Origin of the sequence: Massilia sp. MP_M2, from assembly GCF_039123635.1 — a bacterium.
In the GTDB taxonomy this organism is placed as follows: Bacteria; Pseudomonadota; Gammaproteobacteria; order Burkholderiales; family Burkholderiaceae_D; genus Telluria.
The window spans coordinates 45,582-62,271 of the sequence record NZ_JBCHJF010000005.1; the positions used below are offsets into that span (position 1 = coordinate 45,582).

Consider the following 16,690-nt stretch of genomic DNA (forward strand, 5'->3'; position numbering starts at 1 on the left):
AACAATGGAACTGTCACAACCAAAGACTGGCGTCGCAGCGCGCTCGACCGACCAATACCAGGAAGCGCCCGGCTATTTCCGCCGCCTGGGTCCGCTCGACTGGCTGTACGCGCTCGCCCTGTGCGCCGCCGCGCTGTTCGCACTGAACCGGTATGGTCACTTCATGGACATCTATGAAGAGGTGATCCTGGTGTGCACGGCGCCCGTGTTTGCCGTGCTGGGCTGGTACTGGAAACCGATGCGCTGGCTATTGCCGCTGGTGGCCGTGCTGTCGCTCGGCGCGATCGCGCTGTACGACGGCAACCTGGCCGCTGCCGAGCAAAAATTCTTCCTGAAGTACATGTTGTCGAGCCAGTCGGCCATTCTGTGGATGAGTGCGCTGTTCGTGTTCTCGACCGTGTTCTACTGGGTTGGCCTGTTAAGTCGCGGCAAGTTCGGCGGCGGCGTGGGCGCCTCGCTGTGCTGGGCTGCGGTCGTGATTGGTTCGGTTGGCATGATGGTGCGCTGGTACGAGTCGTACCTGATCGGCCCGGACGTCGGCCACATCCCGGTGTCGAACCTGTACGAAGTGTTCATCCTGTTTGCCATCATCACAGCATTGTTCCACCTGTATTACGAAGAGCACTACGCCACGCGCCAGCTGGGGCCGTTCGTGATGCTGATCATCGGCGCCGCCGTCGCTTTCTTGCTGTGGTACACGGTTTCGCGCGACGCTGCCCAGATCCAGCCGCTCGTGCCGGCACTGCAGAGCTGGTGGATGAAAATCCACGTGCCGGCCAATTTCATCGGCTACGGCACCTTTGCGCTGGCCGCGATGGTCGCGTCGGCCTACCTGCTCAAGTCGCACGGCATGCTGGTCGACCGCCTGCCACCGCTCGAGGTGCTGGACGACGTGATGTACAAGTCGATTTCGGTCGGGTTTGCGTTCTTCACCGTTGCCACCATCCTCGGCGCGCTGTGGGCGGCGGAAGCCTGGGGCGGCTACTGGTCGTGGGATCCGAAAGAGACGTGGGCACTGATCGTGTGGCTGAACTACGCGGCGTGGCTGCACATGCGCTTGATGACGGGCCTGCGTGGCCGTGTCGCGGCCTGGTGGGCAGTGGTCGGCCTGCTGGTGACCACGTTTGCATTCCTGGGCGTGAACATGTTCCTGTCGGGTCTGCACTCGTACGGCGAGCTTTGATGAGTCAGAGGCGCTCGCTGTCCGTGTGAGCGTGCTGCTAACGATCACTGCGTGGACGGCGGAGCCGATCCACCCTAACGCCAGCTTAAGGGAACTTCGTGTAATCTGAAGCTTCCCAAGCTCGCGAGGCCAGCCATGCTCTTCAAACGCAATCCCAACGGACTCGATCTTCCGTACCCATCCGAAATCACGCCGCAAGAGATTTATACCGGTCGGCGTGAGTTCATCACCCGCATGGCCGCCACGGCCGCCGTTGGCAGCGGCGTCTGGGAGATGGCCAATCGCGAAGCCTTTGCCCAGACCGCCGGCCAGAAGCTCGCGGCGCGCGCCAACGTGGCGCTGTCCACCGACGAAAAGCAGACCCCGTTCAAGGATGCTGCCGGCTACAACAACTTCTACGAATTTGGCCTCGATAAAGACGATCCGGCCGAGAACGCGCACACGCTGCGCACCCGGCCCTGGACCGTGCGCATCGAGGGCGAGGTCAAGAAACCCCTGACGCTCGACATCGACAGCCTGCTGAAGCTCGCCCCGTTAGAGGAGCGCGTGTACCGCCTGCGCTGCGTCGAAGGCTGGTCGATGGTCATTCCATGGGTCGGCTATTCGCTGTCGAGCCTGCTCAAGCAGGTGGAACCGACCGGCAACGCCAAGTTCGTCGAATTCACGACGCTGGCCGACGCCAAGCAGATGCCGGGCCTGCGTAGTGGCGTGCTGGATTGGCCATACGTCGAGGGCTTGCGCATCGACGAAGCCATGCACCCATTGACGATGCTCACGATGGGCATGTATGGCCAGGTGCTGCCGAACCAGAACGGCGCGCCGGTGCGCCTCGTCGTGCCATGGAAGTACGGCTTTAAATCGGCCAAGTCGCTGGTGCGCATCCGCCTGTTATCGCGCCAGCCGAAGACTGCCTGGAATGACATGGCGCCGCGCGAATACGGGTTCTTCTCGAACGTGAATCCGAACGTGGACCACCCGCGCTGGTCGCAGGCCAGCGAGCGCCGCATCGGTGAATCGGGCCTGTTCGCACCAAAACGCAAGACCCTGATGTTCAATGGCTACGACCAGGTGTCGTCGCTGTATACCGGCCTGGATCTGAAGCGTTATTTCTGATGGCGGGGTTGAACAGCAAACAGGTCGGGTGGGTCAAGGCGCTGGTGTTCGTGCTGGCGTTGATCCCCTTCGCGCGCCTGGTGTGGGGCACCGCCAGCGGCAGTTTTTCGGATCCACTGGCGGCGATCACCAAGGGCAGCGGCGAATGGGCGCTGTACTTCCTGTGCATCACGCTGGCGGTGACGCCGCTGCGACGCCTGACAGGCTGGAACTGGCTCGTCAAGCTGCGCCGCATGATCGGGCTGTTCATGTTTTTCTATGCGCTCGTGCACTTCACCGCATTCCTGTGGTTCGACCATTTCTTCGACGTGCCGGCGATGCTGGCCGACGTCATCAAGCGGCCGTTCATCCTGGTCGGCTTCATCGCCTTCGTGCTGCTCATTCCGCTGGCGGCAACTTCGACCAATGCAATGATCAAGCGGCTGGGCGGCAAGCGCTGGCAGTGGCTGCACCGCCTGATCTACGTGATCGCGCCGCTGTCGATCCTGCACTTCTGGTGGATGAAAGAGGGCAAGAACGACTTTGTCAGACCGATCATCTTCGGGTCGATCATTGCGCTGCTGCTTGCTTGGCGCGTCTGGTGGAATGTCAGGGGCAAGTCGCAACCGGTACGCCCATAAGAAAAGCCCGCATCGCGCGGGCTTTTTTTATTTGATGAGCGTCTCGAGCGCGAAGGTCTCGCTTGGCGTTTCGCGGCGCCGCACCAGGTGGATGGTGTCGCCGTCGACGATCACTTCGGCCGCGCGGCCGCGCGTGTTGTAGTTCGACGCCATCGTCATGCCGTAGGCGCCGGCCGTCATCATGGCCAGCAGGTCGCCCGCCTCCAACGCCAGCTCGCGCTCGCGCGCCAGCCAGTCACCGGATTCGCAGATCGGCCCCACGACATCCCACAGCAGCGCGGCGCTTTCGCGCGGTGCCACTGCCTGCAGGCCCATCCAGGCCCCGTACAGCGTCGGGCGCATCATGTCGTTCATTGCGGCGTCGATGATGCAGAAGTTCTTCTCGGTGCCCGGCTTCAGGTATTCCACGCGCGTGAGCAGCACGCCGGCCTCGGCGACGATCGAGCGGCCCGGCTCGAAGATGACCTTGAGCGGCTGGCCGTCGTACTTCGCCGCGCGCCAGGCGTCGATGCGCGCGAACAGGCGGCCCAGGTAGTCGCCCACCGGCACCGGCGGCGCGTCGCCGGCCACGCCGTAGTCGACGCCGATGCCGCCGCCGATGTCCAGGTGGTGCAGATGGATGCCTTCGGCGTGCAGCGTGTCGATCAGGTCGATCAGCTTGTCGAGCGCCTCGAGCAGCGGCGCGTCGTCCAGCAGCTGCGAGCCGATATGGCAGTCGATGCCGACCACGTCCAGGTGCGCCAGAGCGGCGGCTGCGCGGTAGGTGTCGAGCGCTTCGTCGAAGGCGACGCCGAATTTATTGGCCTTCAGGCCGGTGGCGATGTACGGGTGGGTCTTGGCGTCCACGTTCGGATTCACGCGCAGCGACACCGGCGCGCGCATGCCGAGCTTGCCGGCCACGGCGTTCAGGCGGTGCAGTTCGGGGATCGATTCCACGTTGAAGCACAGGATGCCTTTTTCCAGCGCCAGCGTCATCTCGGCTTCGGTTTTACCCACACCCGAGAAAATGGTCTTGCCCGGGTCGCCGCCGGCAGCGATCACGCGCAGCAGTTCGCCGCCCGAGACGATGTCGAAGCCGGCGCCCTGGCGCGCCAGCAGATCGAGCACGGCGAGGTTCGAGTTGGCCTTCATCGCGTAGCAGACCAGCGCGTCGCGGCCGGCGCAGGCATCCTGGTAGGCGTTGAAGTTCTCGAGCAGCGTGGCCTTTGAATACACATAGGTCGGCGTGCCGAATTCGTCGGCGATGGCTGACAGGGAAGCGCCTTCGGCGTGCAGCACGCCGTCCTGGTACAAGAAATGGGGCATAAGGTGGAAACTAAGGTGGAAGCGGACGGTTAGCGGTACGGCGCCGGGGTGGACGCGTTGTTCGACGGGACGGGCTGGGCTGGCTGGTCGACGACGACCGGCACGGGCCTGGCGGGCGGGTTGGGCATGTACAGCGGGCCGGTCTGACCGCAGCCAGCAAGTGAGGTTGCAACGACGGAGGCGAGCAGCGCAGCGCCGAAAGGAAGCGCGAGGGAGGACTTCACGATTAGAATCAGGGTTTGATTAGCAGATTTGGAGTGTAGCATGACCGAAACCGAATTTTTGGACCTGGCCGACCTGACCCTGAAACGGATCGAAACTGCCTTTGACCGCCTGAACGATGAGGACGTCGTCGACGTCGAGTGCAAGCGCAGCGGCAACGTGCTCGAAATCGAGTTCATCGACAACGGCACGAAGATCATCATCAACAGTCAGGCGCCGCTGCAAGAGATGTGGCTGGCCGCGCGCTCGGGCGGCTACCACTACAAGCGCGTGGGTGACGAATGGCGCAACACGCGCGACGACAGCGAGTTCTTCGAGGCGCTCGGGCGCTATGCGAGCGAGCAGGGCGGGGCGCCAGTCACCTTGGTGTAACGCAGTCTCGCAATAAAACAAAGGCGGCCATTGGCCGCCTTTTTCATTTGGTCCGGTAGGGGGGACGGGTATCCCGTCCACGCGTTCAACGAACAATGCCGTGCCACGAAGCCAGCCTCGTTTGAACGCGTGGACGGCGTAGCCGTCCACCCTACCTTTCAATGAACAATGGCTTACCGGCTGCTGATCAGAACAACTCGTTCCTCACCGCGTCGCGTTCCTGCTGTTGCTGCGCCGGCGGCGGCTGGCCGACGTCGAGCGCTTCGACCCCTCTGCCAGGCGGCGTCTCGGCGTAGTAGTACTCGGACCCGTACTGCACCAGGCCGGGCGGCACTTCGCGTTCAACCATCGGCTGGTCCTTCAGCGCCTTTTGCATGTAGCCGATCCAGATCGGCAGGGCTAGGCCGCCACCGGTCTCGCGCGCGCCCAGGTTGCGCGGCTTGTCGTAGCCCATCCAGGCAATGCCCACCAGCTTTGGCTGATACCCGGCGAACCAGGCGTCGATCGAGTCGTTGGTGGTGCCGGTCTTGCCGGCCAGGTCGGTGCGCTTCAGGGCCATCGCCTTGTTCGCGGTGCCGTGGCGGACCACGTCCTTGAGCATGCTGTCCATCAGGAACGCATTGCGCGCATCGATCACGCGATTCGCTTCATCGCCCGCGCGCGCCGGCCGTGCTTCGGACAGCACTTTGCCGTCGCTGTCGGTGACCTTCGAGATCAGGTACGGGCTGACGCGGTAGCCGCCGTTGGCAAACACCGCGTAGGCGCCGGCCATTTGCAGCGGATTGGTGGCACCCGCGCCCAGGGCCAGCGTCAGGTAGGCCGGATTGCGCTCCGGATCAAAGCCGAAGCGGGCCGCGTATTCCTGGCCATAGCGCGCGCCGATCTTGTTCAGGATGCGGATCGAGATCATGTTCTTCGACTGCTGCAGGCCGCGCCGCATCGTCATCGGACCGTCGTACTTGCTGTCGTAGTTCTTCGGTTCCCACGCCTGGCCGCCGGTCTGGCCGGCATCGAAACTGATCGGCGCATCGTTGATGATGGTGGCCGGCGACAGCCCGCGCTCGAGCGAGGCCGAATAGATGAACGGCTTGAACGACGAACCGGGCTGGCGCCAGGCTTGCGTGACGTGGTTGAACTTGTTGCGGTTGAAGTCGAAGCCGCCCACCAGCGCGCGGATCGCGCCGTCGTCGGTACTGGCGGCAACAAAGGCCGATTCCACTTCGGGCATCTGCGTGATCAGCCATTTCGATTCGTCGTCCTGCATCACGCGGATCACGGCGCCGCGGCGCACGCGCCGGTTCGGCGCAGCCTTGTCCGAGAGCCAGGCTTTCGCGAACGCCACGCCCGGGCCCGTCAGCGTGATCGTCTCGCCCGACGCAATCGTTGCCTGGACTTGCGTGCTCGAGGCTTGCAGCACGACGGCCGCGATGATGTTGTCGCTGTCCGGATGCTCGGCCAGCTCGGCCTCGATCGCTTCGTCGGCGGCCGCCTTGGCCGATGGCAGATCGATGAACGATTCCGGGCCGCGGTAGGCACGGCGGCGTTCATAGTCCATCACACCGCGGCGCAGCGCCAGATAGGCCGCGTCCTGATCGGCCTTGGTGATGGTGGTAAACACGTTCAGGCCGCGCGTGTAGGTGTCTTCCTTGAACTGCTCATAGACCAGCTGGCGCGCCATTTCGGCCACGTATTCGGCGTGTACGCCGAAGGCGGCACTGTCGGTCTTGATTTTCAGTGGTTCGACCTTGGCCTGGGCAAACTGGGCGTCGCTGATATAGCCCAGCTGGTGCATGCGTACCAGGATGTACTGCTGGCGCGTCTTGGCGCGGGTCGGATTGACCACGGGGTTGTAGGCCGACGGCGCTTTCGGCAGGCCGGCCAGCATGGCCGCTTCGGCCACGGTGATCTCGCTCAGGTTCTTGCCGAAATAGATCTGGGCCGCCGACTGGAAACCGAAGGCGCGCTGACCCAGGTAGATCTGGTTCATGTAGAGCTCGAGAATCTGGTCCTTGGACAGGTTCTTCTCGATCTTCCAGGCCAGCATCGCTTCATACGCCTTGCGCTTGAAGGTCTGTTCCGACGACAGGAAGAAGTTGCGCGCCACCTGCTGGGTAATCGTCGAGGCGCCCTGGCGCGCACCGCCGGTGGCGTTGCGGAAGGCCGCGCGCATGATGCCCAGGTAATCGATGCCGCTGTGTTCATAGAAGCGGTCGTCTTCAATCGACAGCACGGCCTTTTTCATGACATCGGGGATGTCCTTGAAGTGGACCAGCGTGCGGCGCTCTTCGCCGAATTCGCCGATCAGCACGTTATCGGCCGTGAAGATCCGCAGTGGCATCTTGGGCCGGTAATCGGTGATCGTGTCCAGCGCCGGCAGGTTCGGGTACGCCATGGCCAGGGCGAACACCAGCACGAGTACGCCGATCGCACCCAGGCCGAACAGGCTGGCGAATGCGATGAGGATCAGGCGCTTGGGGCTGAACTTCGAGGAGGAAGAAGGTGCTGCCTGTTTCTCTTTCATGCTGACTTTCGCTTTGTTGATCCGCCTCATTATAAGACAGCAGTTTGGCACCCGATACTGGCCGAGGCTTAATCGAACCACAGAGCAATATTTAGCTGGCAATGAATCGGGAAAGTGTGGTGCGCATGCCCCGCATTCTGATGTTCCCAAGTAGAAATATCTTGTCCCGCATCATCCTTTATTGCTACGATCCGAGACGGTGCTTTCACGTAAGTATCGGATTTTTATAAGAAATTAACAGGTGTTTGGTTAACGACAACGACCCTTGTAAGGGCGTCCACAAGCCAGATTCTGCCCCAATCGGTGTCAAGGAGTGTTTTGGTGATCAATCTGGGTTCCTTGTTTGGAAAGTCGAGTCCGCCAATGATCGGACTGGATATCAGCACGTCCGGCGTCCGCCTGGTCGAGCTGGCCGACGCCGGCAAGGGACTCGTGCGTCTCGAGCGCTATGCGACCGAATCGCTGCCGCGCGGCGCCGTGGTCGACGGCAACATCGAAAACATGGACCAGGTCGCCGACGCCGTGCGCCGGGTCTGGAAAAAGAGCGGCACCCGCGCCAAGCACGTCGCGCTGGGCATGCCGCCGGCCGCCGTGATTACCAAGAAAATCATCCTGCCGGCCGGTTTGTCGGAAGACCAGCTCGAAGTGCAGGTCGAGTCCGAAGCCAGCCAGTACATTCCGTTCGCCCTCGATGAAGTCAGCCTCGACTTCGACGTGATCGGCCCGGCGCCCAATTCGCCAGACGACATGGAAGTGATGCTGGCCGCCGCGCGCCGCGAAAAAGTCGAGGACCGCATCGCCATCGCCGAAGGGGCCGGCCTGCTGGCCACCGTGATGGACATCGAATCGTACGCCGCGCGCAGTGCGCTGGAAAACGCCGCCGGCCTGATGCGCGACCAGATCGTGGCGCTGTTCCAGATCGGCGCCCAGGCCACCCACGTGTCGGTGCTGTTCAACGGCGAAGCGGTCTACGAGCGCGAACAGCCGTTCGGCGGCAACACGCTCACGCAAGACATCGTGCGCGCCTACGGCATGGCCTTCGAAGAAGCCGAAACGCGCAAGAAGGCGGGCGAGCTGCCGGAAAACTACCGCGCCGACCTGCTCGCGCCATTTCTGGAAAACGCGGCGCTGGAAGTCACGCGCGCAATCCAGTTCTTCTACACGTCGACGCCGTACACGCGGATTGATCGCATCTACCTGGCCGGCGGCTGCGCGCTGCTGCCGGGCATCATGGAGATCGTGGCCGGCCGCACCCGCATCGCCACCAGCCTGGCCTCGCCGTTCGACAATATGGCATTCGGCCCCGGCGTGCGTGAACACCAGCTGCGCCAGGAGGCGCCGGCCTATCTGGTCGCGTGCGGCCTGGCATTGCGGAGGTTCGGCTGATGATCCGCATTAACCTGTTGCCTCACCGCGAGGCAAAACGCAAGCAGAAGCAATCGGCGTTCGTGGCACTGATGGCGCTGGGCGGCCTGGTCGGCGCCGGCATCGTGCTGCTGGTCGGCGGCTACAACGCCAGCCAGATTTCGGTACAGAACCAGCGCAACGAGGTGCTCAAGCAGGCCAGCGCCGAGCTCGACAAGAAGATCGGCGAGATCACGACGCTGAAGGAAGAAATCGCCGCCCTGCAAGCACGCCAGCAGGCGGTCGAAGATTTACAAGGCGACCGCAACCAGCCGGTGTACCTGCTCGACGAACTGGTGCGCCAGACGCCCGACGGCGTGCACCTCAAGACCGTCAAGCAGGATGGCCAGCGCGTGATCCTGACCGGCACCGCCCAGTCGCAGGAACGGGTTGCCGAGCTGCTGCGCAATCTGTCGAGCCAGTCCGCGTGGCTGGAAAAGCCCGACCTGACCGAAGTGCGCGCCGCGACCGTCACCCAGAGCAAGAACGCGCGCAAGGTGGTCGAATTCACGCTGGCCGTGTCGATCAAGCGCGCCCGCAACAGCGATGCGCCTGAAGACGGCGCCGCAGCCAAACCTGGCGCGCCGGAGAAATCATGAACATCGATATCAAGGCGCAGTTCGCCCAGTTCGCGGCGCAATTCGAAGACCTGCAGGGCCGCCAGCCGGGTCAGTGGCCGCTGGCGCCGCGCCTGTTGTGCGCGGCGGGCGTGGTGGCGCTGGTGGTGGGCCTGGGCTACTACTTCTACTGGAGCGACCAGTTCGCCGAGCAGGAAACGCTCGCGCAGGAAGAAGTGCGGCTGCGCGGCGAGTACGAAACCAAGATGGCGCAGGCGATCAACCTGGAAGCGCTCAAGGCGCAGAAGGCGCAGGTCGACCAGTACGTGGTGCGCCTGGAGAAGCAGTTGCCGAGCAAGTCGGAAATGGCCGCGCTGCTGTCGGACATCAACCAGGCCGGCGTGGGCCGCGGCCTGCAGTTCGAGCTGTTCAAGCCGGGCCAGGAAGTGGTGCGCGACTACTACGCCGAGCTGCCAATCAGTATCAAGGTGAGCGGGCAATACCACGACATGGGCGCGTTTGCCGCCGACATGGCGAACCTGCCGCGCATCGTCACGCTCAACAACCTGTCGCTGGTGAGCGTCAAGGAAGGCAACCTCGAGATGGAGGCGATCGCCAAGACCTTCCGCTATCTCGACCAGGAAGAACTGATCGCCCAGCGCGCCGCGCGCGCGGCCGAGAAGAAAGCCGCCAAAGGCAAGGGTAAAGGCAAAGGCAAGTGATGATACGAGCTCACCTGATTGCGCTGCTCGCCACGGCGGCCTTGCTGGCCGGTTGCGGCGATGGCGGCGTCGGCGAAACCCGCGCCTGGATGAAAGAGGTCGAGGGCCGCACCGTCTCGAAGGTCAAGCCGCTGCCGGAACCGAAGACGTTCCAGCCGCACGCCTACCTGCCGGGTGGGGCGCTCGCCCCGTTCGACCAGACCAAGCTGCTGGGGGAACTGGCGCGCATGGCGCAGTCCAGCCCCAATGCCAACCAGCCTGACCTGAACCGTCCAAAAGAGCCGCTCGAGAACTTCCCGCTCGACACGATGCGGATGGTCGGTACGATGCAAAAAGGCGGCGTAAGCTACGCGCTGGTGCAGATCGACCGGGCACTGTACCGCGTCCGGTCCGGCCAGCGGCTGGGACAGAATTTTGGCCGCGTCACCCGTGTGAGTGACGAGGCGATCGAAATCAGGGAATCGGTGCAGGACGCCACCGGCGATTGGGTGGAACGACTAGCCAACATCGAGCTGCAGCACAACCAGGAGAGCAGTAAATGACCCCCAATGTCCAGATTCGCTTCGCCATGCCGGCCTGGCTGGCGCGCGCTGCCACGGCACTCGCGCTGTTGACGTGCGCCGGCGCCGTCCTGGCCCAGGGCAATGCGATCGAATCGATCACGGCCAACCAGCAAGGCAGCAACGTGGTCATCAACGTGACCATGCGCGATGTGCCAAGCCGCGCGCCGATCGGTTTTGCGATCACCAATCCGGCGCGCATCGCGCTCGACTTTGGCGCCACTGCGAACGCCACCGGCAAGAACATGCAAGAGCTGAACCTCGGCGACGTGCGCAGCCTGAACCTGGTGCAGGCCGGCGAGCGCACCCGCATGGTGGTCAACCTGGGGCGCGCGCTGAACTACGCAACGGCCATCGACGGCAAGTCGATCATCGTGACCGTCGAAGGCACGGGCGGCGTGGCGCGCGCGGTCAACGCCAGCGGCCTGCCGGTCGCGGCGCCCACCGCACCGGTTGCTTTGGCGCCCGCTGCGCGGCCCCAACTGCGCGACCTCGACTTCAAGCGCGGCGCCAATGGGGCCGGGCGTGTCGTGGTCGACCTGCCGAACAACCAGGTCGCCGTCGACGTGCGCCAGACCGGCACCGGCGTGACGGTCGACTTCATCGGCGCGCGCCTGCCCGAAGCGCTGCGCCGCCGCCTGGACGTGACCGATTTCGGCACGCCCGTCACGCGCGTGGCCACCAGCGCCCAGGGCGACAACGTGCGCATGACGATCGAGGCGCAGGGCGCCTGGGAGCAGTCGGTGTTCCAGAGCGATTCGCAACTGGTGGTCGAAGTGCGCCCGGTCGTGGAAGACCCGAACCGCAACAGCCCCGGCTCGAGCAACAACCCGCAGGGCTACCGCGGCGAAAAACTCTCGTTCGATTTCCAGAACGTCGAAGTGCGCGCCGCGCTGCAGGCCGTGGCCGATATCTCGGGCCTGAACATCATCGCCAGCGATTCGGTGGCGGGCTTTCTGACGCTGCGCCTGAAGAACGTGCCGTGGGATCAGGCGCTGGACGTGATCCTGACCGCCAAGGGTCTGGACATGCGCAAGAACGGCACCGTGCTGTGGATCGCGCCGAAGGAAGAACTGCTGACCAAGGAAAAGCTCGAACTCGAGCAGCGCGCCCAGATCGCCGAACTGGAGCCGCTGCGCTCCGAGATCTTCCAGCTCAATTACCAGAAAGCCGAATCGTTCCGCACCGTGTTTGGCCTGGACCAGGGCGGTGTCGGTGCCGGTGCTGCCGGCGACGCCGGTCGCAACCGCGTGCTGTCCCGGCGCGGCAGTGCGATCATCGATCCGCGCACCAACCAGTTGTTCGTGACCGATATCGCGGCCAAGATCGAAGACATCCGCAAGCTGATCCAGAAAACCGACGTCGCCTCGAAGCAGGTGCTGATCGAAGCGCGCCTGGTGGAAGCCAATGACGGCTTCTCGCGCAACCTCGGCGCCAAGCTGGGCTTTGCCGACATGCGCACGATGCGCGGCGGCGATTCGGGCTGGCAGGTCAACGGCAACGAACGCATCGCCATCGGCGGCAACCTGGTCGGCGTGGGCCAGACCACCGGCCAGGTGGCCAACAGCGCGGACAGCTTCAACAACACGACGATGGTCAACCTGCCGGCGGCCGGCATCGGCGGCATTCCGGCCTCGTCGCTGGCGTTCTCGCTGTTCTCGTCGGCAGCCAACCGCTTCCTGAACCTGGAACTGTCGGCGCTGGAAGCGGACGGCAAGGGCAAGATCATCTCGAGCCCGCGCGTGGTCACCGAAGACAAGCAGGTCGCGCTGATCGAGCAGGGCGTCGAGCTGCCTTACGAAAATTCCACCAGCAGCGGTGCCACCGCGATCGAATTCAAGAAGGCCAACCTGCGCCTGGAAGTCACGCCGCAGATCACGCCGGACGGCAACGTGGTGCTGGAGGTGGACGTGAGCAAGGACTCGAAGGGCGAAGACACCCGCGCGGGCTTTGCCATCAATACCCAGCACGTCAAGACCAAGGTGATGGTCGAAAACGGCGGCACCGTGGTGCTGGGCGGGATTTACCAGCAGACCGAGCGCACCAACGAGAGCAAGGTGCCGTTCCTGGGCGACGTGCCGCTGCTGGGTTATTTGTTCAAGACCACCGCACGCGAAAGCAGCAAGACCGAACTGCTGGTCTTCATTACCCCGAAGATCGTGAACGACAACGTGGCGGGCGCACGCTGAACGGCGTGCAGTTCGCGACCTTTTAAATAGAACAATAGGGAAACTCACGTCATGCAACACATTTCATCACTTGCAAGCCGGTCCAGCCTTGGCCGCTTGACCGCAATCGCCCTCGTGGCAGCCTCGCTTGCCGCCTGTGGCGGTGGTGGCGGCTCGCCAGGCACGGTCGGCGGCGGCACCGGCACCGGCGGCGGTACTGGCCCCGGCACCGGTGGCGGTACCACGCTGGTTCCGAAAGTCACGCTGGCCCTGACCGATGGCAGCGGCGCCAATATCACGTCGCTGTCCGGCGGCCAGAGCGCCTCGATCAAGGCCACGGTGGTCGACAGCGCCGGCAAGCCGGTCGCGGGCGCGATCGTCCAGTTCACCACCAGCGAGCTGGTGGCCTTCACCCCCGCAACCGGTTCGGCACTGACGGACGCGAATGGCGTGGCCACCGTGAGCGTCAAGCCGGTCAGCACGTCGTCCGCAGGTGCAGTCGCGATCACTGCCAGCTCGGTGGTGGCCGGCACGACCGCCACCGCCAGCGTCAATCTGTCGGTGGGCGCAGCGCCGCTGACCGTGGGCACCCTGTCGTTCGCACAAGCGCCGACCACCAGCCTGCCAGCCTTCAGCACGCTCTCGCTGAACATCCCGGTCACCAGCGGCGGCCAGCCGGCCACCACGGTCGAAGGCTTGAGCATGACCTCGCTGTGTTCCGGCGATGGCACTGCCACCCTGGTCGCCGGCGCATTTGCCAATGGCGTGCAAACTGCTACCTACACCAATAACGGCTGCCTGCGCGTGAACGACACGATCACGGTCACGATCGGCAACTCGTCGCAACGCATCCAGGTCGCCGTCTCGCCGGCCAATATCGGCAGCATCCTGTTCTCGGGCAGCAGCGTGTCGGGCACGTCGATCGTGCTCAAGGGCTCGGGTGGCCAGGGCCGCTCCGAAGCAGCCCAACTGACGTTCCGTGTGGTTGATCAGAACGACAAGGGCCTGGCCGGCGTCGATGTTGACTTCGCCGCCACCACCTACACTGGCGGCCTGACCGTTTCGCCGACCCGCGCCACCACCGACGCCAACGGCAATGTCATGACGATGGTGTCGTCGGGCACGATCCCGACCCCGGTGCGCGTGACCGCCGAAGCAAGCCGCAACGGCGTGAAAATCAGCGGCCTGTCGGACGCGCTGACCATCTCCACCGGCCTGCCGATCCAGAAGTCGATGTCGATGAGTGCTGCAAGATACAATATCGAAGGCCGGGATTACGACAACGAAACTACCGACATCACGGTACTGCTGGCCGACCAGTACGGCAATCCGGTTTCGGATGGCTCCACTGTCAACTTCGTGACTGAAGGCGGTGCGGTGGGCAGCTCGGCACAGGGCGCGTGCCTCACCACCAACGGCGGCTGCACGGTTTCGCTGCGCAGCCAGAATTTCCGTCCGGCCAATGGCCGCGTCACGGTGCTGGCCTATCTGCAAGGCATCGAGAACTTCGTCGACCTCAATGGTGACGGCCAGTACAGCTGCAGCGGCTACACCGGGACCACCGCGTATCGTCCACTGGTCGATACCTGCCCGGGCGGCGGCGAGCCATTTCCAACCGTGGAAAGTGGCCAGGAACGCGACATGGGCGACCCGTTCCTCGATACCGATTTGTCGGATGGTGCTTTCAATGCGACCAAAGGCGACCTGCCATTCCCGTACAACCGTGCCAGCTACAGCAGCACGCCTGACGGCAAGTGGGGTCTGAACTATATCCGGGCCTCGCGCGAGATCATCTTCAGCGGTTCGGTCGCCACGCTCGTGCGCCAGATGTGCAGTGCCGACGGCACCTGCCGTGACTGGCGCGCGACAGATGGCGACCCTCTGGTGATCAATGGTGTGGCCGGTGCCGGCTGCAGCGCGCAGCAACTGAGCTTCCGCCTGTACGACGTGAACCGCAACCCCCTGCCATTCGGTACCACCGTGGCCTCGAGCGATGCGATCAAACTCTCGACGACCTCGTTCCTGCCGGCGAGCGTTGGATCGACGAACGATGTGGGCGGAACCATCCACACTGCCACGGTGCGCCCCGATGCGGAGTGCGCAGCAGGCAGCTTTACGCTGCGCGTGACCACGCCACGCGGCAACGTGACGCCGTACACCTTCAAATCGGGTTGATCGAGCGCGTACGCGCGCTGTCCACACCTCGCGGGACGCGCGCTTTTTGACCGCAATCCGGGACGGCCAGTCTATACTGGCCGTCTTTTTCATCTCAACGGGTCTGGTTGTGCCACATCCCAAGAACAACAATATCTTCCTTGTTGGCCTGATGGGGGCAGGGAAGACCACGATCGGTCGATTGCTTGCTCGCAAGCTCAATCGCCGCTTCGTCGACGCCGATCACGAGATCGAAGCGCGTACCGGCGCCACCATCCCGTGGATCTTCGAGATCGAGGGCGAAGCCTGCTTTCGCCGGCGCGAAGCCGATGTGATCCGTGACCTGTCGGCGCAGCAGGGCCTGGTGCTGGCCACCGGTGGCGGCGCCGTGCTCAATCCGACCAGCCGCGCGTTGCTGGCCGAACGCGGCACCGTGATCTACCTACGCGCGTCGATCGGCAGCATCCTGCAGCGCACCGCGCACGACAAGAACCGCCCGCTGCTGCAGACCGCCGACCCGCGCGGCAAACTCGAGCAACTCTGGACCGAACGCGATCCGCTGTACCGCGAGATTGCCGACCTCGTCATCGACACCGGCAGGCCTAACGTACAATCGATGGTTCAAACCATATTGGACCAGCTGGCCGCGCAGGAAAACGCCCGCGCGCGCAAGCATGCAAGGACAGCAATGAACGAACAGGCACACATCACTCTCAACGTCGAACTTGGCGATCGCAGCTACCCGATCGAGATCGGCGCCGGCTTGCTGGACGACGCCGCGCTGCTGGCGCGCCACATCGGCGGCCACAAGGTCGCCATCGTCACCAACACCACGGTGGCTCCGCTGTACCTCGACAAGGTCGCGGGCCATCTGCGCGCGGCGGGCCGCGACGTGCTCGAAATCGTTCTGCCGGACGGTGAAGAACACAAGAACTGGCAGTCGCTGAACCTCGTCTACGACGCACTGCTGCAAAACAAATGCGACCGCAAGACCACGCTGGTGGCGCTGGGCGGCGGCGTGATCGGCGACCTGACCGGCTTTGCCGCATCGAGCTATATGCGCGGCGTGCCGTTCGTACAGATCCCGACCACGCTCTTGGCGCAGGTCGATTCGTCAGTGGGCGGCAAGACCGGCATCAATCACCCGCTGGGCAAGAACATGATCGGCGCGTTCTACCAGCCGCGCGCCGTGATCGCCGACACCGCGACGCTGACGACGCTGCCGGCGCGCGAACTGTCGGCGGGCCTGGCCGAAGTGATCAAGCATGGCGCGATCCTCGACGCCGATTTCTTCGACTGGATCGAAGCGAATATCGAGCCGCTGATCGCGCGCGACCGTGAGGCGATCGGCTACGCGATCGCCCGCTCGTGCGAGATCAAATCCGACGTCGTGCGCAAGGACGAGCGCGAAGGCGGCCTGCGCGCAGTGCTCAACTTCGGCCATACCTTCGGCCACGCGATCGAAAATGGCCTCGGCTATGGCGCCTGGCTGCACGGTGAAGCAGTCGGCTGCGGCATGGTGATGGCAGCCGACCTGTCGGCGCGTCTGGGCCTGATCGAGCCGGCCGCCGTGGAGCGCGTGCGCGCGCTGGTGCGTGCTGCGGGCCTGCCGGCAGTGGCGCCGGATCTGGGCGAAGCGCGCTGGATCGAGCTGATGGAAGTCGACAAGAAGAACGAAGGCGGCGAAATCCGCTTCATCCTGCTCAAGCCGCTGGGTAGTCCGTCGATCACGACTGCGCCGCTGGACGTGCTGCGCTCGACGCTTGCGGCCTGCAGCGGATGAGCAGCC

14 protein-coding genes are annotated in these 16,690 nt (G+C 64.1%); 11 read left to right on the forward strand and 3 right to left on the reverse strand.

Going from position 1 to position 16,690, the window contains the following annotated elements:
• Positions 1 to 4 precede the first annotated feature (4 nt).
• The 3 genes from ccsB (at position 5) to RCH14_RS12735 (ending at position 2,916) form a co-directional block, all read left to right on the forward strand.
• Positions 5 to 1,183: a c-type cytochrome biogenesis protein CcsB gene (gene ccsB, locus RCH14_RS12725; protein WP_343026471.1), complete on the forward strand. Its 1,179-nt coding sequence runs from the start codon at positions 5 to 7 to the stop codon at positions 1,181 to 1,183.
• A 135-nt stretch (positions 1,184 to 1,318) separates the two neighbouring features.
• Positions 1,319 to 2,296: a protein-methionine-sulfoxide reductase catalytic subunit MsrP gene (gene msrP / locus RCH14_RS12730; protein ID WP_343026472.1), complete on the forward strand. Its 978-nt coding sequence runs from the start codon at positions 1,319 to 1,321 to the stop codon at positions 2,294 to 2,296.
• Positions 2,296 to 2,916 carry a protein-methionine-sulfoxide reductase heme-binding subunit MsrQ gene (locus RCH14_RS12735; RefSeq protein WP_343026473.1) on the forward strand — a complete coding sequence of 207 codons (621 nt, stop codon included), beginning with the start codon at positions 2,296 to 2,298 and terminating at the stop codon, positions 2,914 to 2,916. Before msrP ends, RCH14_RS12735 begins: the two co-directional genes overlap by 1 nt.
• 27 nt (positions 2,917 to 2,943) lie before the next feature.
• Here the strand turns inward: RCH14_RS12735 and lysA are convergent, their stop codons facing one another.
• Both lysA and RCH14_RS12745 read right to left on the reverse strand, forming a co-directional pair.
• Positions 2,944 to 4,221: a diaminopimelate decarboxylase gene (gene lysA / locus RCH14_RS12740; RefSeq protein ID WP_343026474.1), complete on the reverse strand. Its 1,278-nt coding sequence runs from the start codon at positions 4,219 to 4,221 to the stop codon at positions 2,944 to 2,946.
• Between the two features lie 29 nt (positions 4,222 to 4,250).
• A complete protein-coding gene (locus tag RCH14_RS12745; protein WP_343026475.1) occupies positions 4,251 to 4,445 on the reverse strand; it encodes an LPS translocon maturation chaperone LptM in 195 nt (64 codons plus the stop codon).
• A 40-nt stretch (positions 4,446 to 4,485) separates the two neighbouring features.
• Here RCH14_RS12745 and cyaY point away from each other — a divergent pair, with 40 nt between their 5' ends.
• Positions 4,486 to 4,815 carry an iron donor protein CyaY gene (gene cyaY, locus RCH14_RS12750; protein WP_343026476.1) on the forward strand — a complete coding sequence of 110 codons (330 nt, stop codon included), beginning with the start codon at positions 4,486 to 4,488 and terminating at the stop codon, positions 4,813 to 4,815.
• Between the two features lie 187 nt (positions 4,816 to 5,002).
• On the opposite strand, the gene RCH14_RS12755 is transcribed toward cyaY, so the two are convergent.
• Positions 5,003 to 7,336, reverse strand: a complete 2,334-nt coding sequence (locus RCH14_RS12755) for a penicillin-binding protein 1A (protein ID WP_343026477.1) — start codon at positions 7,334 to 7,336, stop codon at positions 5,003 to 5,005.
• Positions 7,337 to 7,699: 363 nt separating this feature from the next.
• On the opposite strand from RCH14_RS12755, the gene RCH14_RS12760 reads away from it, so the two are divergent.
• The 7 genes from RCH14_RS12760 (at position 7,700) to aroKB (ending at position 16,684) form a co-directional block, all read left to right on the forward strand.
• Positions 7,700 to 8,722 carry a pilus assembly protein PilM gene (locus RCH14_RS12760; protein WP_407070075.1) on the forward strand — a complete coding sequence of 341 codons (1,023 nt, stop codon included), beginning with the start codon at positions 7,700 to 7,702 and terminating at the stop codon, positions 8,720 to 8,722.
• Entirely contained in the window at positions 8,722 to 9,339 is a 618-nt protein-coding gene (locus RCH14_RS12765; RefSeq protein ID WP_343026479.1) for a PilN domain-containing protein, read from the forward strand. Before RCH14_RS12760 ends, RCH14_RS12765 begins: the two co-directional genes overlap by 1 nt.
• Positions 9,336 to 10,019 (forward strand): type 4a pilus biogenesis protein PilO, encoded by a 684-nt coding sequence (locus RCH14_RS12770; RefSeq protein ID WP_343026480.1) that lies wholly within the window; start codon positions 9,336 to 9,338, stop codon positions 10,017 to 10,019. The genes RCH14_RS12765 and RCH14_RS12770 overlap by 4 nt, the downstream gene beginning before the upstream one ends.
• Positions 10,019 to 10,561: a pilus assembly protein PilP gene (locus RCH14_RS12775; protein ID WP_343026481.1), complete on the forward strand. Its 543-nt coding sequence runs from the start codon at positions 10,019 to 10,021 to the stop codon at positions 10,559 to 10,561. The genes RCH14_RS12770 and RCH14_RS12775 overlap by 1 nt, the downstream gene beginning before the upstream one ends.
• The gene (gene pilQ, locus RCH14_RS12780; RefSeq protein WP_343026482.1) at positions 10,558 to 12,768 is read left to right on the forward strand and encodes a type IV pilus secretin PilQ; all 2,211 of its coding nucleotides are present in this window, start codon (positions 10,558 to 10,560) and stop codon (positions 12,766 to 12,768) included. Before RCH14_RS12775 ends, pilQ begins: the two co-directional genes overlap by 4 nt.
• 96 nt (positions 12,769 to 12,864) lie before the next feature.
• The gene (locus tag RCH14_RS12785) at positions 12,865 to 14,922 is read left to right on the forward strand and encodes an Ig-like domain-containing protein (RefSeq protein WP_343026483.1); all 2,058 of its coding nucleotides are present in this window, start codon (positions 12,865 to 12,867) and stop codon (positions 14,920 to 14,922) included.
• A gap of 151 nt (positions 14,923 to 15,073) precedes the next feature.
• On the forward strand, positions 15,074 to 16,684 hold the full coding sequence (gene aroKB / locus RCH14_RS12790) for a bifunctional shikimate kinase/3-dehydroquinate synthase AroKB (RefSeq protein ID WP_407070079.1): 1,611 nt from the start codon (positions 15,074 to 15,076) through the stop codon (positions 16,682 to 16,684).
• Positions 16,685 to 16,690: the final 6 nt, after the last annotated feature.

What these genes read in the sequence shown, in the direction of transcription:
- ccsB (WP_343026471.1), top strand. Translation starts at nt 5, where the DNA reads ATGGAACTGTCACAACCAAAGACTGGCGTCGCAGCGCGCTCGACCGAC.
- msrP (WP_343026472.1), top strand. Translation starts at nt 1,319, where the DNA reads ATGCTCTTCAAACGCAATCCCAACGGACTCGATCTTCCGTACCCATCC.
- RCH14_RS12735 (WP_343026473.1), top strand. Translation starts at nt 2,296, where the DNA reads ATGGCGGGGTTGAACAGCAAACAGGTCGGGTGGGTCAAGGCGCTGGTG.
- lysA (WP_343026474.1), bottom strand. Translation starts at nt 4,221, where the DNA reads ATGCCCCATTTCTTGTACCAGGACGGCGTGCTGCACGCCGAAGGCGCT.
- cyaY (WP_343026476.1), top strand. Translation starts at nt 4,486, where the DNA reads ATGACCGAAACCGAATTTTTGGACCTGGCCGACCTGACCCTGAAACGG.
- RCH14_RS12755 (WP_343026477.1), bottom strand. Translation starts at nt 7,336, where the DNA reads ATGAAAGAGAAACAGGCAGCACCTTCTTCCTCCTCGAAGTTCAGCCCC.
- RCH14_RS12760 (WP_407070075.1), top strand. Translation starts at nt 7,700, where the DNA reads ATGATCGGACTGGATATCAGCACGTCCGGCGTCCGCCTGGTCGAGCTG.
- RCH14_RS12765 (WP_343026479.1), top strand. Translation starts at nt 8,722, where the DNA reads ATGATCCGCATTAACCTGTTGCCTCACCGCGAGGCAAAACGCAAGCAG.
- RCH14_RS12770 (WP_343026480.1), top strand. Translation starts at nt 9,336, where the DNA reads ATGAACATCGATATCAAGGCGCAGTTCGCCCAGTTCGCGGCGCAATTC.
- RCH14_RS12775 (WP_343026481.1), top strand. Translation starts at nt 10,019, where the DNA reads ATGATACGAGCTCACCTGATTGCGCTGCTCGCCACGGCGGCCTTGCTG.
- pilQ (WP_343026482.1), top strand. Translation starts at nt 10,558, where the DNA reads ATGACCCCCAATGTCCAGATTCGCTTCGCCATGCCGGCCTGGCTGGCG.
- aroKB (WP_407070079.1), top strand. Translation starts at nt 15,074, where the DNA reads ATGGGGGCAGGGAAGACCACGATCGGTCGATTGCTTGCTCGCAAGCTC.